The organism is Phenylobacterium sp. RIFCSPHIGHO2_01_FULL_69_31, from assembly GCF_001824475.1.
Classification (GTDB): Bacteria; Pseudomonadota; Alphaproteobacteria; order Caulobacterales; family Caulobacteraceae; genus Phenylobacterium.
In genome coordinates, this window is sequence record NZ_MHXN01000006.1 from 178,069 (window position 1) to 193,171 (window position 15,103).

General features: G+C 70.3%; 16 protein-coding genes and 1 pseudogene. 11 read left to right on the forward strand and 6 right to left on the reverse strand.

Features of this window, described 5'->3' with window-relative positions; all coding sequences use genetic code 11:
- Positions 1-34 precede the first annotated feature (34 nt).
- Positions 35-1,795, reverse strand: coding sequence for a hybrid sensor histidine kinase/response regulator (locus A2790_RS03690; protein ID WP_363080324.1), 1,761 nt, complete (start codon positions 1,793-1,795; stop codon positions 35-37).
- Positions 1,796-1,967: 172 nt separating this feature from the next.
- On the opposite strand from A2790_RS03690, the gene A2790_RS03695 reads away from it, so the two are divergent.
- Together A2790_RS03695 and A2790_RS03700 are read left to right on the forward strand one after the other, a co-directional pair.
- Entirely contained in the window at positions 1,968-3,128 is a 1,161-nt protein-coding gene (locus A2790_RS03695; RefSeq protein WP_293387693.1) for a DUF2336 domain-containing protein, read from the forward strand.
- Between the two features lie 55 nt (positions 3,129-3,183).
- A complete protein-coding gene (locus A2790_RS03700; RefSeq protein WP_293387695.1) occupies positions 3,184-3,987 on the forward strand; it encodes an NUDIX domain-containing protein in 804 nt (267 codons plus the stop codon).
- A 7-nt stretch (positions 3,988-3,994) separates the two neighbouring features.
- Here A2790_RS03700 and A2790_RS03705 read toward each other — a convergent pair whose 3' ends face one another.
- The 3 genes from A2790_RS03705 to A2790_RS03715 all read right to left on the reverse strand — a co-directional run bounded on the left by A2790_RS03705 (position 3,995) and on the right by A2790_RS03715 (position 6,490).
- Positions 3,995-4,480: an Hpt domain-containing protein gene (locus A2790_RS03705; RefSeq protein WP_293387697.1), complete on the reverse strand. Its 486-nt coding sequence runs from the start codon at positions 4,478-4,480 to the stop codon at positions 3,995-3,997.
- 70 nt (positions 4,481-4,550) lie between these two features.
- Positions 4,551-5,327 carry an NAD kinase gene (locus tag A2790_RS03710; protein ID WP_293387699.1) on the reverse strand — a complete coding sequence of 259 codons (777 nt, stop codon included), beginning with the start codon at positions 5,325-5,327 and terminating at the stop codon, positions 4,551-4,553.
- Between the two features lie 50 nt (positions 5,328-5,377).
- Positions 5,378-6,490: a DUF2336 domain-containing protein gene (locus tag A2790_RS03715; RefSeq protein ID WP_293387701.1), complete on the reverse strand. Its 1,113-nt coding sequence runs from the start codon at positions 6,488-6,490 to the stop codon at positions 5,378-5,380.
- Between the two features lie 118 nt (positions 6,491-6,608).
- Here A2790_RS03715 and glpK point away from each other — a divergent pair, with 118 nt between their 5' ends.
- The 5 genes from glpK to A2790_RS03740 all read left to right on the forward strand — a co-directional run bounded on the left by glpK (position 6,609) and on the right by A2790_RS03740 (position 10,938).
- Complete coding sequence (gene glpK, locus A2790_RS03720; protein ID WP_293387703.1) at positions 6,609-8,105, forward strand: glycerol kinase GlpK; 1,497 nt, start codon at positions 6,609-6,611, stop codon at positions 8,103-8,105.
- 547 nt (positions 8,106-8,652) lie between these two features.
- A complete protein-coding gene (locus A2790_RS03725; RefSeq protein ID WP_293387705.1) occupies positions 8,653-9,162 on the forward strand; it encodes a hypothetical protein in 510 nt (169 codons plus the stop codon).
- A gap of 9 nt (positions 9,163-9,171) precedes the next feature.
- Entirely contained in the window at positions 9,172-9,840 is a 669-nt protein-coding gene (locus A2790_RS03730; RefSeq protein WP_293387707.1) for a hypothetical protein, read from the forward strand.
- 15 nt (positions 9,841-9,855) lie between these two features.
- The gene (locus A2790_RS03735; RefSeq protein ID WP_293387709.1) at positions 9,856-10,164 is read left to right on the forward strand and encodes a hypothetical protein; all 309 of its coding nucleotides are present in this window, start codon (positions 9,856-9,858) and stop codon (positions 10,162-10,164) included.
- Between the two features lie 84 nt (positions 10,165-10,248).
- Positions 10,249-10,938: a TetR/AcrR family transcriptional regulator gene (locus tag A2790_RS03740; protein WP_293387711.1), complete on the forward strand. Its 690-nt coding sequence runs from the start codon at positions 10,249-10,251 to the stop codon at positions 10,936-10,938.
- A gap of 32 nt (positions 10,939-10,970) precedes the next feature.
- Here A2790_RS03740 and A2790_RS03745 read toward each other — a convergent pair whose 3' ends face one another.
- Positions 10,971-11,465, reverse strand: a complete 495-nt coding sequence (locus A2790_RS03745; protein ID WP_293387713.1) for a fasciclin domain-containing protein — start codon at positions 11,463-11,465, stop codon at positions 10,971-10,973.
- A gap of 237 nt (positions 11,466-11,702) precedes the next feature.
- Here A2790_RS03745 and A2790_RS03750 point away from each other — a divergent pair, with 237 nt between their 5' ends.
- Positions 11,703-12,284 (forward strand): DUF305 domain-containing protein, encoded by a 582-nt coding sequence (locus tag A2790_RS03750; protein WP_293387715.1) that lies wholly within the window; start codon positions 11,703-11,705, stop codon positions 12,282-12,284.
- A gap of 101 nt (positions 12,285-12,385) precedes the next feature.
- Positions 12,386-12,775: a limonene-1,2-epoxide hydrolase family protein gene (locus A2790_RS03755; RefSeq protein ID WP_293387717.1), complete on the forward strand. Its 390-nt coding sequence runs from the start codon at positions 12,386-12,388 to the stop codon at positions 12,773-12,775.
- A 13-nt stretch (positions 12,776-12,788) separates the two neighbouring features.
- Here the strand turns inward: A2790_RS03755 and selD are convergent, their stop codons facing one another.
- Positions 12,789-13,832 carry a selenide, water dikinase SelD gene (gene selD / locus A2790_RS03760; protein ID WP_293387719.1) on the reverse strand — a complete coding sequence of 348 codons (1,044 nt, stop codon included), beginning with the start codon at positions 13,830-13,832 and terminating at the stop codon, positions 12,789-12,791.
- A 38-nt stretch (positions 13,833-13,870) separates the two neighbouring features.
- On the opposite strand from selD, the gene mnmH reads away from it, so the two are divergent.
- The gene (gene mnmH / locus A2790_RS03765; protein WP_293387721.1) at positions 13,871-14,926 is read left to right on the forward strand and encodes a tRNA 2-selenouridine(34) synthase MnmH; all 1,056 of its coding nucleotides are present in this window, start codon (positions 13,871-13,873) and stop codon (positions 14,924-14,926) included.
- A gap of 56 nt (positions 14,927-14,982) precedes the next feature.
- A pseudogene (locus tag A2790_RS03770) lies at positions 14,983-15,103 on the forward strand (class II aldolase); the annotation flags it as partial.

The window sequence follows — 15,103 nt, forward strand, 5'->3', positions numbered from 1 at the left end:
TGAGGGCACCGTAGCGGAGGTGACGGTGCGGCGCCTACGCCACCCGGGCGCGATCGTTGGCGGGGGCGCTGGCCGCGAGGGCCGTGGCGATGGCCCGGGCCGCCGCGGGGAGGGCCACCGGCCGACGGAGCAGGGCGTCGGCGCCGGCCGCCAGGGCGGCTTCGGACTCGTCGGGATCGCCTGCGGTGAGGGCGATGACGGGGGTGCGCGCGGCCGCGCCCGCCAGGCCCCGCAGCGCCACGATGGTGGCGGGATCGTCGGCGACGACCAGGTCCAGGTCGCAGATGCGGGCGAGCCCAACCGCGCGGGTCCCGTCGGCGGCATGGACGACCTGGTGGCCGAGCTGTTCGAGGCTGGCGCGGAGCATGGCGGCGGCGTGCGCGTCGGTCTCGACGGTCAGGACTCGCAGCCGGCGGCCCGGATTCTCCGGCGCCGGCGGGGGAGCGGCCTCGGCGACCAGCCGACGCGCGGCGGGATCGAAAGGCAGCTCCAGCGTGAAACAGCTTCCGACCCCCGGCGCGCTCTCGGCGCGCAGGTCGCCGCCCATCAGCCGGGCGAGCTGCGCGGCCAGCGGCAGGCCCAGGCCAGCGCCCGAGCTGCCCGCGCTGGTGCGCGCCACGCGCTCGAAAGGGCGGAGCGCGGTCGCAAGCTCATCGCTCGTAAGGCCGGGGCCGGTGTCGGCCACGGCGGCGAAGATGCGGCGCTCGCTCACCGACAGGCGGACCTCCACGCGGCCGCGCAGGGTGAACTTCACCGCGTTGCCGATCAGGGCGGCCAGCACCTGCCGGGCGCGGGCGGGATCGGCGATGGCGCAGCCCTTCGACTGGGCCAGGGGCTCGTCGACATGCACCGCCAGTTCCAGCCCCTTGGCCGCGGCGGCCGGGCGGTTCAGCAGGATCAGGTCATGGGCGAGGGCGGCCAGGTCGATGGGCTTGGGCTCGACGGTCAGGCGGCCGGCCTCGGCGCTCTCGGCGTCGACGGTGGTCTCCAGGACCGCCAGGAGATCGTTGACCGCATCCAGCGCCGCGACGACCTGCTGGCGCGAGGGGGCCGCGCGCCCGCGGCCCGCGGCCGAGCCCAGGACGTGGGCCACGCCGGTTAGGCCGTTGCGGATCTCGTCCGAGAGTGTCGAGACCAGGTCGGACTTGGAGCGCGCCAGCCGCCGGGCGGCCTCGGCCTGTTCGGCCCGCTCGGCGATCAGGACCTCACGCTCGGCCGCCATGGCGAACTGGGTTCGCAGGATGCGGTTGACCAGCAGGGCGAGGGCGAGGGCGATGGCCGTGGCGGCCAGGGCGACGCGGGGCATGTGCGGCCCTTCGGCGCCCGCAAACAGTCCCAGCAGCGGCGGGGCCAGGGCGACGGGCGCAACCACCAGCAGGCTGGGGAGCCAGGGCGTCGCAAAGACGATGCAGACCATGCCCGCGCCCAGGGTGAGGAGCATGAGCAGCTCGCGCACGGGCCCCGCGAAATGGGCGAACAGGGCGATCTGGGCGATGGCCAGGGCCCAGGTGAAACTGCAGGCCAGATGCACACGGCCACGCCTGCGTACATCGGCCGCGGCCGGCTTCTTCAGCCAGTCCATCACGCCGTAGAACACGCCCCAGCTGATGGCGAAGGCGACCAGGCAGGCGCCCATCCAGGGCGCATTGGGCGCATGGCTGCCGACCCACGCGAAGATGGGCAGGCCGACGCCAAACGCGAGCAGGGCGTAGGGGAGGAGCGCGGTCTGCGCCTGCATGCCCTGGGCGTCCGCGGTCAGGCCGAGGTCGGGAGCGACGTGCGGAATCGAGGCCACGGGCAGGTCCCTTCGCGTGCGAGGCGACAGGGTCGGGCGCCAGCCGTTCGCGGCCGGTTACGCGAGATCCTTAATCCACAGATTCGATTGGCAACCTATCGTTAAGCTTCACAGCGCAAATCTCGAATCGCGGGACTCCGAAGCTGCTTCGGACGGGGGATAAGAGACGGGGATGGCGACCACGCGGTCAGCGCTGACGGATGAGGATATCCGTACGCTGGTGAAGGGCGCGACGCCGGACGAACGCGCCCTCGCGGCGCGCAAGCTCTGCCGCACGATGGATCGCGTGCCGCTTTCGGACGACGACCGGGCCCTGGCCGCCGACATCCTGCGGGTCATGGCCGCCGACGCCGCCGAACTGGTGCGCAAGGCCATCGCCGAGACGCTGAAGGCCTCTCCGGTCGTGCCGCGCGACGTGGCGGTAAAGCTGTCGCGGGACGTGGAGAGCGTCTGCCTGCCCATGCTGGCGTTCTCGCCGGCCTTCACCGACGCCGACCTGGCCGAGATCGTCCGCCTGGGCGGACCCGTCCGCCAGACCGCCATCGCCAAGCGTCCGCAGCTTTCGCGGAAGGTGACCGACAGCCTGGCCGAGCACGGGGGCGAGCGCGCCGTGGCCACGGCCTGCGCCAACCCCGGCGCCGACTTCGGCGAGAGCGGCCTGCAGCGCGTCGTCGACCGCTTCCAAGTCTCTGAGCGGGTGCTGGCGGCGGTGGCCTATCGCAACGTCCTGCCGCTCTCGGTGACCGAGCGGCTGATCTCCCTCGTCAGCGAGAAGGTGCGCGACCACCTGATCGTCAACCACGCGGTGACAGCCGAGACGGCGCTGGAGATCGTCACCGGCGCAGCCGAACGCGCCACGGTCGACCTCGTGGACCAGGCGGGCAAGACGGCCGACGTTCGCGGGCTGGTCACCCATCTCAACGCCGAGGGGCGGCTGACCGCCTCGCTGCTGCTGCGCGCCCTGGCCAACGGCCACATGACCTTCTTCGAGTGGGGCGTGGCGGAACTGGCCGGGGTGCCGCATCACCGGACCTGGCTGATGATCCACGACGCCGGGCCGCTGGGCCTGCGCGCCATCTACGAGCGGGCCGGACTGCCGGCGCGGCTGTTCCCGGCGTTCCGGGCGGCGGTCGACACCTTCCACTCGATGGAGTTCGACGGCGGCGCGCGGGATCAGGAGCGGTTCCAGGAGCGCATGCTGCAGCGGTTCATGACCCAGCCGGAGCAGGCCTCGCGGGAAGACGTGGACTATCTGCTGTCGCGCATGGACCGGAAGGAGGCCGCGCCCGGGCCCGTTGCCGCGCCGCAGGAAGACGTCGTGCTGATCGCCTAGCGGCTGCCGCTGGGGCAATCTTGCGCGCCCCGAACCCGCGGCCCAAGCTGGCCCCATGAGTGAAACCCCCGCCCGGGAACCGGCCGAAGCCAAGCCGTCGGCCACCATCCTGCTGCTCCGCGACGCGCCGGAGTTCCAGGTCCTGATGGTCAAGCGCCATCACCAGATCGATTTCGCCTCCGGGGCCCTGGTGTTTCCCGGCGGGAAGTCGCACCCGGGGGACGAGGATCCGGCCTGGGCCGAGCATTGCATCGGCTGGGACGCCTTCGACGCCGAGCAGCGGGGCCTGCGCATCGCCGCGATCCGCGAGGCCTACGAGGAGGCCGGCATCCTGATCGCCGAGGGGCTGGACGGCTCCGACTTCGCGGAGGTCTGCGACCCCGAGGTGAGATCGGCCGTCGACCATGGCAAGACGCCGTTCATCGACGTGGTGCGCGAACTGGGCGTGCGGCTGCGGCTGGACGCCCTGACCATCTTCGCCCGCTGGATCACGCCCGTCATGATGCCCAAGCGGTTCGACACCTGGTTCTACGCCGTCCGCGCGCCGGCCGACCAGGTGGCGGCGGCCGACGGGCGCGAGGCGGTGGATGCGGAGTGGATCGCGCCGGCGGAGATCCTGCGGCTGGCGGACGCCGGCGAGCGGACGGTGATCTTCCCGACGCGGATGAACGTGCAGCTGCTGGCGGAGGCGTCGAGCGCGGAGGACTGCGTCGCGCGCGCCAGCGCCAGGACGCTGGTGACCGTGCTGCCGAAGGTGGAGATGCGGGACGACGGACGCTATCTGGTCCTGCCGCCGGACGCTGGCTACGGCGAGGTCGCCGAGCCGATGGACCGGGTCGCGCTGGCGATGAAGGTCTAGCCGGGGCTCAGGCGCCGAAGGCGCTGATGCGGCTTTCGAGTTCCTGGACCAGAATCTTCCCGACCGGATGTTCCTCGGTCTTGATGTCGTCGCGGGCGGCGGCCTTGATGGCGTCGATGTGCGCGTCGATCAGCGCGACCGGGGCCTGCAGGCGCTTGGCCTTGTCGTCGATCAGCCGGCAGAGCAGGCCGGCGATGCGGGTGATCAGCGGGAAGCCGTAAGTGGCGCCCAGGCCCTTCAGGTCGTGGGCGCGCAGGTAGAGGCTTTCCATGTTCTCGGGGTTGGCGCCTTCTGTCCGCACGGTCTGGCGGGCGCCTTCGAGCTTGGTGATCTCGTCGTTCAGCCACTGGGTGAAATTGCCGGAAAGGCTCTTCAGGGCGGCTTCGGCCTTGGCGATCGCAGCCGGATCGATGGCGCCCAGCCGTCCGCCGCCCACCTTCAGCCGAAGGGCGCTGGGGGCCTGGATCATCTGGCCGGACTTGGGTTCGCTCACGTGACTCTCCCGAACGATCGCCCGGCGAGGATAGGGCGGACCCGTTAATGAGCGGTGTCGGCTTGGCTGTTCAGACCGAGAATTGCTCCGCCAAAACACGCTCTTCGAGGCTTCGGCCGGCGTCGAACAGCATGACCAGCGACACGTCGCGATCCTCGGCGATGTAGACCTCGATGACGTTGGGCGCCTCGAAGTTGTCGGCCACGGCGCTGACCGGCCGCTTGGCGGCCTCCAGCACCTCCAGGCGCAGGCGGGCGGTGTGGGACAACAGGGCGCCCCGCCAGCGGCGGGGGCGAAAGGCGCTGATCGGCGTCAGCGCCAGGATCTTGGCGTCCAGGGGGATGATCGGCCCGTGGGCCGAGAGGTTGTAGGCGGTGGACCCCATCGGCGTGGAGATCAGGGCTCCGTCGCAGATCAGCTCGGACAGCCGCACCTTGCCGTCCACCGAGATGCGCAGCTTGGCCGCTTGGCGCGTGGTGCGCAGCAGGCTGACCTCGTTGAAGGCGAGGGCCTCGTGCGTCTTGCCGTCCACGTCCACCGCCTGCATGCGCAGCGGATGGATTTCGGCATGCTCGGCGGCGTTGATGCGGCCCAACAGGTCGTCTTCCGAGAATTCGTTCATCAGGAAGCCGACCGAACCGCGGTTCATGCCGTAGATCGGCTTGCTGGAATGCATCAGGTCGTGGACGGTCTCGAGCATGAAGCCGTCGCCGCCCAGGGCCACGATCACCTGCGCCTCTTCGAGGCCTGCGTCGCCGTAGCGGGCGATCAGCCGCTCCCGCGATTCCTGGGCCTCCGGCCGGTTGCTGGCGACGAAGGTGAGGCGGGTGACGAACGACTTTTTCATCGGCCGCTAGAGACGCTGAAGCTCTCGCCGCTGTCAAACAACGGTTCGAGTCAGGCGTGTGACAGCGCCCGGGCGGCCTGGCGGAAGGCCGCGCCGGCCACCTCGGCCGACACCGGGGCGAAGGCCACCGAGGCCTTGCGCGCGCCCTCGGCCCCGCCGCCCGGGCGACCGTTGTTGAGCTTGCGCGTCATGTCCAGAATGTCGGGGAAGACGCTGCGGTCGATGCCCACGGCGGCGCAGGCGAGAGCCAGCAGCTCGGGCCGGTCGGAATCGATGGTGGCCTGCACATGATTGGCGTCGAAGCGGCCGAGGACGGCCAGGGCGCCCGAGAACAGGCCGAGCCGCCCCTCGCGCAGCGCGCGGATGAGGTAGCCGGGGCGAAGCTGGCCCGCCGAATGCAGCTTGTCGATCAGCCGCTGCTCCATGGCTTCGCGCTCGCCCTCCCGGGCGGTGCGTGGCAGGGCGTCGTTGGACACGCCGTGCTGCGCCTCGCTCATCGAGGCGGCCAGCGCCTCGTCCAGCACGGTGACGTCCAGGCGGAAGCGCTCGGCCAGGCCCTGGCGCAGCGCCAGGCCGACCCAGAGGTAGAGGCGCTTGGCCAACTGGCCGGTGAGCTTGGGATGCTGCGAGAGCGGGGTGCGCAGCGCCGCGATCTGGCGCGAGGCCTCGACCAGTTCTTCCATGTCCGCCGGCGACAACTCGGCGGTGGGATTACCGGCCAGGGCGGTCAGGACGGCGGGCTCCGCCTGCTGCAGGATCGCCGAGACCACGGCGCCCGACAGGCGCGGCCGGCGGGCGACCTCGATCTGGTGCTCGATGGTGGCCTCGACCAGTAGGCGCACGAGGTCGAGGTCCTTGAGCACCGGGCTCTGGGAGATGATCGGGCGGGCGATCTCGATGTCGTCCAGCGCCAGGACGTTGACCAGGGCGTTCGGCGCCCAGTCGGCGGCGGCCAGTTTCTGGGACAGGCGGTGGCGGATCTCGCGCTCGGCCTCGACCACGAGGCTCATGAAGATCGAGGAGAGCAGGGCCTGGATGCCGGTGCTTTTCATCGCCTCGCCGGCGAAGGGGGAATCGCACAGGTCCGCGATCGCCAGGAGCAGGCGTTCACGGTCCGCCGGCTGGCGGCTCTTTGCGAGATCGAGCAGGCTTTCGCTGCTCATCGCGAGGCTCAAGCGCCGGTCTCCCATTTCTACAGTACGAACTCGGCTATATCCGACTCTGCGCTTGCCGAGTGAAGACATGCTTAAGCCTTAACGCGGGCGGGGAGGAAACGCAGCCATGGACCAACCGCTGATCCTTGCCCTGGACCAGGGCACAACCTCGACGCGCGCGATCCTCTTCGCCGCCGACGGCCAGCCGCTGGCCGAGGCCGGCGCGCCGCTGCAGCAGCACTATCCCCAAGACGGCTGGGTCGAGCACGACGCCGAGGAGATCTTCGAGGCGTCGGTGCGCGTGCTGAAGGCGGCGGTGGAGAAGGCGGGCCGGACCCTGGCCGAAGTCGCCGCCATCGGGATCACCAACCAGCGCGAGACCCTGGTGGTCTGGGAGAAGGCCACCGGCCGGCCCATCCACAAGGCCATCGTCTGGCAGGACCGCCGCACCGAAGCCATGTGCGTGCGCCTGCGCGACGCGGGTCACGAGCGGCGGGTGACCGAGATCACCGGCCTGCTGCTGGACCCCTATTTCTCCGGGACCAAGCTGGCCTGGCTCCTGGGCCACGTGGCGGGAGCGCGGGAAGCGGCGGCGGCCGGCGAGCTGCTGGCCGGGACCATCGACGCCTGGGTGATCTGGAAGCTGACCGGCGGCAAGGTCCACGCCACCGACGCCACCAACGCCTCGCGCACCTTGCTCTATGACATCCGCGCCGGCCGATGGTCGACCGAGATGGGTGGGATGCTGGGGGTTCCGCTGGACCTGCTTCCCGAGGTGCGCGACTGCGCGGGCGCCTTCGGCGAAACGGACGCGGAAATCCTGGGCCGGGCGATCCCGATCCGCGGCGTGGCCGGCGACCAGCAGGCGGCGCTGATGGGGCAGGGCTGCATCCGGCCGGGCGAGATGAAAGCCACCTATGGCACCGGCTGCTTCATGCTGATCAACACCGGTGAGGCGGCGCCCGTCTCCGGCGCGCGGCTGCTCACCACCGTGGCGGCCCGGGTGGCGGGGCGGACCACCTATGCGCTGGAGGGCGCGATCTTCATCGCCGGGGCGGCGATCCAGTGGCTGGGCGAGGGCCTGGGGATCGAGGGCGGGCCGCGGGCGGCCGAGGCGCTGGCCATGGGCGCGCGCGACGACCTGCCCGTGGTGCTGGTGCCGGCCTTCACGGGGCTGGGCGCGCCGTGGTGGGACGCCAACGCCCGCGGGGCCATCTTCGGTCTGACCCGAGACGCCGGCAGGCCCGAGATCGCGCGGGCCGCCTTCGACGCCTGCGCCCTGCAGACCCGCGACCTGATCGAGGCCATGCGGGCCGACGCGCCCCAGGCCTTCAAGGGCCAGGTGGAGCTGCGGATCGACGGGGGGATGTCGCGGAGCCCTTGGTTCAGCCAGCGGCTGGCCGACCTGACCGGCATCGGCGTCTGCCGGGCGACCTACCAGGAGACCACGGCCCTGGGCGCGGCCCTGTTCGCCGGCCTGGGCGCGGGGATCTATCGCGACATGGATGAGGCCGCCGCCGCCCGGCCGGCCACCGAATCCTACCGGCCACTCATGGCGCCGGACCCCCGCGAGCGCGCCTACGCCCGCTGGCTGGATGCGGTGAACCGGGTGGGGACGATCTAGGCTCGCGGGCCACAGGCGCTGTCGTCGGGAACCGCGGGAAACGCGGAATGGCGCAGACGGCGACGCGGGTGCGGCCCTTCTGCGATTGCTGCCTCGTCTGCGGCCGAATCCGCTTCGGCGCGGCGCGCCGGGGGCTTGCTAAGGCTAAGCTCTGGCTGCCGCATACGGGAGCGCAGATCTCGTGGAAGCAGTGGCGATATTCGCGGTCGTGGTTTCAGTAGGAAGCGCGAGGCCCGAATAGGAAGACGGGCGACTACTTCGCGTCGACTGCCAAGGCGTCAGCAGACGCCCTTCGAGCGCTGTTGGCTTGGTGCGAGCTTGCACGCACCGCGGATTGACAAATTTTCCGAGCGGGCGCTCTACTTTCACGCATCGGACGAGTTCAGCTTTGAATTCGCGACGGTGGCCGGGGCAGCGTTCGTCATCGTCCCGAGCACGTCCTGTGTAGCTCGCTATGAAATTCGACGTCGCGCGACTGCGCGCGAAGGTCTGTGTGCAACGCACTCAGAAGGAGATTTCCTATGGCGCAGACCGATCGAGGGTCGTCATGACCACGCTCAACGTCGAAGCCCTCAGATCCGCCGAGCTGCAGCGGGCCTTCCTCACCTGGGAGATCGCGCCGGGCGATCTGGCCGTCTACATCGCGCAGGAGGCCCGCCGCGCGATCGAGGACGCCAAAGGGGACCGGCATCGTGCGATCGATCTCGGCCTCAGACGCATGCAGCGCGGTCATCTGCTTACCGACGCCGACGTGAAGCGCCTGGAGCAGGTGAGCCTCGTCGTGTTCCAGGTGGAAGTCGGAAAGCAGTCGCCCGAGAAGGGCTCGGCGATCCTCAAGGGACTCCATCGTGAGGCCCTGGACGACCCGGAGGCGAGCGACATGGGCTCCACGATGATCGGCGCGAGCTATTCGGCCCGGAACAGCACCGTCGCCCCCGCGGCGGGCTTGTTCGGCATGCTCATCGGCGCGCTGCTCACCGGCGGGTCCGGCGGAATGCTGATCGGCGGCCTGGTCGGCTGGACCGTCGGCAAGGTCTGCGGCGACGAAGAGGACTGAGGTACGCGCATGGCGATTCTCCGGCTTCACGCGATCACGTGCCTCGGCCAGGCGGAGACCTTCACCGACGAGCTTTACGTGACGTTCAACGGGACGAAGCGGTCGCTGCCGAACATGACGCGCGGCGAGACCAAGCCGCTCAACGATGAGTTCTCGTTCGAAGGCGAGCGACAGCTGAGCCTGTTCGAGAACGACGGCGATCATTGGTACGACCGGGACGACTTTATCGGCCGGCACACGATCGGCGACTCACCGGCCGATCGGACCCTTGAGTTCACGGGTAGCGGAAACGCTCTGGGCGCGCGCTACACGCTGAGCGTCAGCGTCGACCCTCCACCGCAGTCGGCCGTTCTTCGTCTCAGATCGATCACCTGCAACCAGCAGGCCGAGACGTTCACGGATGAGCTGTACGTGACCTTCAACGGGACGAAGCGGTCGCTTCCCAACATGACGCAAGGCCAGACCCGCGACCTCGATGACGAGTTCCTGTTCAGCGGAGCACGAGAGCTGAGCCTGTTCGAGAACGACGGCGACCACTGGTACGACCGCGACGACTTCATCGCCAAACACACGATCACCACGACCCCTGCCGAGACGACCCTCGACTTCATCGCGTCCGGCGGCAACGCGCGGAACGCGAACTACTCGCTGAGCCTGAGCGTCACGCCGAGACCATAGAAAGGGTGGGTGATCATGCCGGTCCGAGAGAAATTCGTCCGTTCCGGAGACTGGCGCACGCTGGAGACATTCTGGAATGTCACCACGACAGCGTGGTTCCAGAAGCCCGCGGGCGCAGAGGTGAAGATCCGCTACTCGGGCTGGTGGTTCGGCGCCGATCGGCAACGCCAGCGCCTCGACGGCAGCACCGTGAAGCGGCTGGTCATCAGTCGCTGGTCGCTCTTCACGGCGCGCCTCCAGATCCGGGTGACGAACGATACGGCGGTCATCTACGTCGTCGAAGCCGGCAACGTCGCCAACATGCCGCCTGGAATCTCCTTCTGATCCGCGCGGCGGCTCGACCGGCCTCAAGCGAAGTGGACCGGGCGGTGGCGAGCCGGTAAGCCGAGTGCCGAAGAGGTTGGCCACTTGTCGAGACCGAAGGGCGCGCGCGACGGGGATTATGACGACAAGCGCAGCGTGCTGCTGCGCCGGATCACCGCCCGGCTCATGCGGCGCGAGACGGCGCGGCCGAGCTTCCGCCAGCTCGCGGAGGCCGGCGACGTCTCGGTTCCCACCCTGCGCCACTACTTCGGCGACCGGCCGACGCTGATGGCGGCGATCCTGGAGACGTATCTGGAAGCGGGACGGCGGGGGCTGGAGGCGGTCGCGGAGCCCACGGGGAATCTGGAGACCTCGATCCGCGACTATTGCGCGGCCCTGCTGACGGCCATGCGCGCGCCGCGGGAGGCGCGGCTCGGCGACGTCTTCGCGGTCAGCATTGCCGAGGGACTGCTGGACGCCGAGATCGGGCCGTCGACCCTTCGCTACATCGTCGATCCGTCGGTGGACGTTCTGCGCAGGCGCCTCGATGCCCATGTGGCGCGCGGCGAGATGATCGCCACCGACACGCGGGCGGCGGCGCTGTTCCTGATTTCGCCGCTGCTGCTGGCGATCCTGCACCAGGATCACCTGGGCGGCCGCGACACCAGCCCGGTGGACCTGCCCGCGGCCTTCGACAGCATCTGCGCGGCCTTCCTGCGCGCGTACGCCGCGCCGGAGCAACTCCGGCGCGGCGTCGCCGTGGGCGGCTCGGACCGTCGGGGCTTGGGAGACTAAGCGCCGGTCCGTGGGCTGGGCCGCCTGAGGCTCTACTTCGGGAGCAGGACCGTATCGACCACGTGGATGACCCCGTTGGCGGCCCCGACGTCGGCGGTGACGACCTTGGCGCCGTTCACCGTCACGCCACCGCCGGTGGCGTCGACCTTGACGGTGCGCCCTTCTACGGTCTTGGCGTCGGTGACCTTGCCGGCCAGCGCCGAGGACGGGACCTTGCCTGGGACCACGTGGTAGGTCAGGACCGAAACTAGCTGAGCCTTGTTCTCGGGCTTGAGGAGCGTGTCGACCGTGCCGGCCGGGAGCTTGGCGAAGGCCGCGTCCGTCGGCGCGAAGACCGTGAACGGTCCCGGGCCCTTCAGCGTGCCGACCAGGCCGGCGGCGTTCAGCGCCGCGGCCAGGGTCTTGAACTGACCCGCCGCCACCGCCGTGTCGACGATATCGGCCTTCGCCGCGCCCTGGGCGAAGGCAGGGGAGGCGACGGCGACCGCGCAGGCGGAGGCGAGGCCAAGCAGGGTTCTGGACAGCATGTGCGTTCCTCTTCGTTTCTATATATCGAGTGAGATATAGAATTACAGGAGCGCGCTTCAAGGGCTGTTCAGGGTCGGGTGATCACATCCGGCGCGACTGAACAGTCTTGTGGCCGAAGGGTGTGTCTAGGTTTGACGCCAAGCCCCCGTCCGGACCGCCTGGCACGCCCATGACGCCGCGGGGCTGAACCTGACCTAGCCTCGGGTGTTTACGCCCACGAAGAGGCGCGAAGCACCATGGACCATCAGCAGCCGATGAGCATGGGTTGGGTTCGTTTTGGGGCGATGATCGCCGTCTCGACGACGATCATGTTCTTCCTGATGTATCAGCTCGTCTACAGCGCCGACCACGCGCTGTTCAGCCTCACCCGCCTGGTCTCGGCGCTGGTGATGGCCTGCGTCATGAGCGCGGTGATGCTGGCCTTCATGTGGAAGATGTATCGCCCCACCGCCGCGAAGATCGCCGTGCTTGCGGCGGCGGTCGTCGGCGGGGTCGTGCTGCTCGCGGTCAACCGCAGCCAAGCGCTGATCGGCGACGTGAACTTCATGAAAGCGATGATCCCGCACCACTCGATCGCCATCAACAACGCTCGCAAGGCCGACCTCCGCGATCCGCGCGTTCGCTACCTCGCCGACAGGATCACGCGCGACCAGGTGAAGGAGATCGCGGAGATGAAGCTGCTGATCGACGACCTCGAAAGGCGAGGACGGCGCGCCGACGAACCGTTGCCGGCGGGACCGGCCTCGCTGACGACTGAGGGCGCGCGTGAAGCCAGGGCGCTCGTCGAGGGCCGGCTGCTGGCGGAAGAACCCCTCTAGCCGCGGCAGGCGCGTCGGCCTTGGGCGGGGGCATTACCTCACAAGTAATGTTCCTGCGGTCGGGGGCGGGAGAGGATGGCGTCCGTTCAAAGGAGCTTCCGATGTCCGTCTCGTCGACCTCAGCCTTGGAGATCGCCCGCGCCTTCATGAAGGACATGGAGCACCTCGACTACGACGCCGCCCTGAAACATGTGGCGGCGGATTGCGAGTACACCAACCCACCGCCGATCGGGACCGTGAGGGGACCGGAGGGAATCCGTGCGGTCCTCGAGCCCTTCTTCGCGCCGACGCTGGAGAACGAATTCAAGATCCTGCGGGAAGCCTCCGACGGTGAGCGCGTGTTCCTGGAGCGCCTGGATCGGCACCGCCTGGCGGACAAGTGGGTCGAGTTGCCCGTCACCGGCGTTCTCGAGGTGCGCGGCGGGCGCATCACGTATTGGCGTGACTATTTCGACGGCCAGACCATCCTGAGTCAGTGGCCCAGCGCCTGAGCGCCGCCCGGCCTTAGACCACCCGCACCCCCGGCGCTCCCGCCACGAGCCGCCCGACCACCGCGGCGCGGTCGAAGCCGCGCGCCCGGGCCAGCGCCAGGACCGCGTCGGCGGCCTCCGGGGCGGCGGCGATGAGGAGGCCGCCGCTGGTCTGCGGGTCGGTGAGGAGGTCGCGGCGCCAGGCGGGGAGGGCGCTGGCGAGATCGACGTCGGCCCCGTAGCTGTCCCAGTTGCGGGTGGAGGCGCCGGTGCGCACGCCGGCCTGGACGAAGGCCTCCACGCCCGCGAGGAGGTTCGGGGCGTCGGCGTCGATCTCGGCGGCGAGGCCGGCGCCGCGGGCCATCTCCAGGGCGTGGCCCAGGAGGCCGAAGCCGGTGACGTCGGTGACGGCGTGGACGCCGGCGATGTCGGGCAGCTCGCGCCCGAGGACGTTGAGCTGGGTGGTGCTGGCGATCATGGCCGCGTAGCCGGCCGCGTCCAGGCGCTCCTGCTTGAAGGCGGCGCTGAGCACGCCGACGCCGAGGGCCTTGGTGAGGATGAGGACGTCGCCGGGGCGGCCGCCGCGATTGGTGAGCACGCGATCCGGGTGGACGAGGCCCAGGGCCACGAGGCCGTAGATCGGCTCGACGCTGTCGATGGAGTGGCCGCCGGCCACCGGGATGCCGGCCGCCGCGCAGACCGAGGCGCCGCCGGCGAGGATCTTTCCGATCGTGTCCGGGCTGAGCTTGCCCACCGGCATGCCGACGATGGCGAGGGCGAGGATGGGGCTGGCCCCCATGGCGTAGACGTCGGAGAGGGCGTTGGTCGCGGCGATGCGGCCGAAGTCGAAGGGATCGTCCACCACCGGCATGAAGAAGTCGGTGGTCGCCACCAGGGCCTGGCGGTCGTTGAGCCGCCAGACGGCCGCGTCGTCCGAGGTCTCGGTCCCCACCATGAGGTCGGGGAAGGCGGCCGCGGCGGGCATGCGGGAGATGATGTCCTGCAGCACCGCCGGCGCCAGCTTGCAGCCGCAGCCGCCGCCGTGGGCGAGGGAGGTCAGTCGCAGGGCGTCGGGCATGGGGTCTCCCTTGGGGCGAAGCGCGCTATAGCACCGCGATGAGCCTCGAGGTCACGCAAGATGTTTCGCCGGCCGCCCTGGCGCGGTTCGACATGGTGATCGACGTGCGCAGCCCGGGGGAGTTCGCCGAGGACCATGTGCCGGGGGCGGTGAACCTGCCGGTGCTGTCGGACGCCGAGCGGGCGCAGGTGGGCACGGTCTATGTGCAGCAGTCGCGCTTCACGGCCCGGCGGCTGGGGGCGGCGCACGTGGCGCGCAACGTGGCCCACCACCTGGAGACGGCGCTGGCCGACCGGCCGGGCGGGTTCCGGCCGCTGGTCTATTGCTGGCGCGGCGGGATGCGTTCGAACGCCATGGCCACGATCCTGTCACAGGTGGGCTGGCGGACCACGGTGCTGGCCGGCGGCTACCGGACCTATCGCCGGGAGGTGGTAGCGCGGCTGTACGACGGGGACCTCGGCCTGAACTTCGTGCTGCTGGACGGGCAGACGGGGGCGGGCAAGACCGAGATCCTGGGGCGGCTGGCGGCGCGGGGCGTCCAGACCCTGGACCTGGAGGGGCTGGCCGCGCACCGGGGCTCGCTGTTCGGGGCGATCGCGGGCCGGGCCCAGCCGAGCCAGAAGCTGTTCGAGAGTCGGCTGTTGGGCGCGCTGGACGCCCTGGACCCGGCGCGCCCGGTGGTAGCGGAGGCGGAGTCCAGCAAGATCGGCGAGCGGATGATCCCGCCGGCGCTGTGGACGCGGCTGGCTGCGGCGCCGCGCATCGAGCTGAGCGCGGCGCGGGCAGACCGGGCGCGCTACCTCGTGTCGGCCTATGGCGACCTGATCGCCGACCGGGCGGCGATGGAGGCGGCGTTCGCGCGCCTGCCCATCCGGCCCAGCGTCGAGCGGCTGGCGGCCTGGCGGGGGATGATCGCATCCGGCGCCTTCGCGGATCTGGCCGAGGCGATCATGGGGCTGCACTACGACCCCGCCTACGATCGCGCGCGGCGAAAGCACGACCGTCCGCTGCTGGCCACGCTGGACGTCGTGCCGACCGACCCGACGAGCCAGGACGCGGCGGCGGCCGCGATCGCCCGACTCGCCGGCGCTTGACGCCCGCCCCCCACGGCGCGACTCTGAAGTGAACAATGATCACAGGGAGAAGGGCCATGGCTGACGGTTCGGTCGCGGGCGTCACGTCGCTGAAGGGCAAGGTCAGCGCCGAGGAGTGGCAGGCCCGGGTGGACCTGGCGGCGCTGTACCGCCTGGTGGCGATGCATGGGTGGGACG

Bases quoted from the DNA above. Each gene is read 5' to 3' on its own strand.
- A2790_RS03730 (WP_293387707.1), top strand. From the start codon at position 9,172: ATGGCGATTCTCCGGCTTCACGCGATCACGTGCCTCGGCCAGGCGGAG.
- selD (WP_293387719.1), bottom strand. From the start codon at position 13,832: ATGCCCGACGCCCTGCGACTGACCTCCCTCGCCCACGGCGGCGGCTGC.
- A2790_RS03735 (WP_293387709.1), top strand. From the start codon at position 9,856: ATGCCGGTCCGAGAGAAATTCGTCCGTTCCGGAGACTGGCGCACGCTG.
- A2790_RS03745 (WP_293387713.1), bottom strand. From the start codon at position 11,465: ATGCTGTCCAGAACCCTGCTTGGCCTCGCCTCCGCCTGCGCGGTCGCC.
- mnmH (WP_293387721.1), top strand. From the start codon at position 13,871: ATGAGCCTCGAGGTCACGCAAGATGTTTCGCCGGCCGCCCTGGCGCGG.
- A2790_RS03695 (WP_293387693.1), top strand. From the start codon at position 1,968: ATGGCGACCACGCGGTCAGCGCTGACGGATGAGGATATCCGTACGCTG.
- A2790_RS03700 (WP_293387695.1), top strand. From the start codon at position 3,184: ATGAGTGAAACCCCCGCCCGGGAACCGGCCGAAGCCAAGCCGTCGGCC.
- A2790_RS03725 (WP_293387705.1), top strand. From the start codon at position 8,653: ATGACCACGCTCAACGTCGAAGCCCTCAGATCCGCCGAGCTGCAGCGG.
- A2790_RS03715 (WP_293387701.1), bottom strand. From the start codon at position 6,490: ATGAGCAGCGAAAGCCTGCTCGATCTCGCAAAGAGCCGCCAGCCGGCG.
- glpK (WP_293387703.1), top strand. From the start codon at position 6,609: ATGGACCAACCGCTGATCCTTGCCCTGGACCAGGGCACAACCTCGACG.
- A2790_RS03710 (WP_293387699.1), bottom strand. From the start codon at position 5,327: ATGAAAAAGTCGTTCGTCACCCGCCTCACCTTCGTCGCCAGCAACCGG.
- A2790_RS03755 (WP_293387717.1), top strand. From the start codon at position 12,386: ATGTCCGTCTCGTCGACCTCAGCCTTGGAGATCGCCCGCGCCTTCATG.
- A2790_RS03750 (WP_293387715.1), top strand. From the start codon at position 11,703: ATGGACCATCAGCAGCCGATGAGCATGGGTTGGGTTCGTTTTGGGGCG.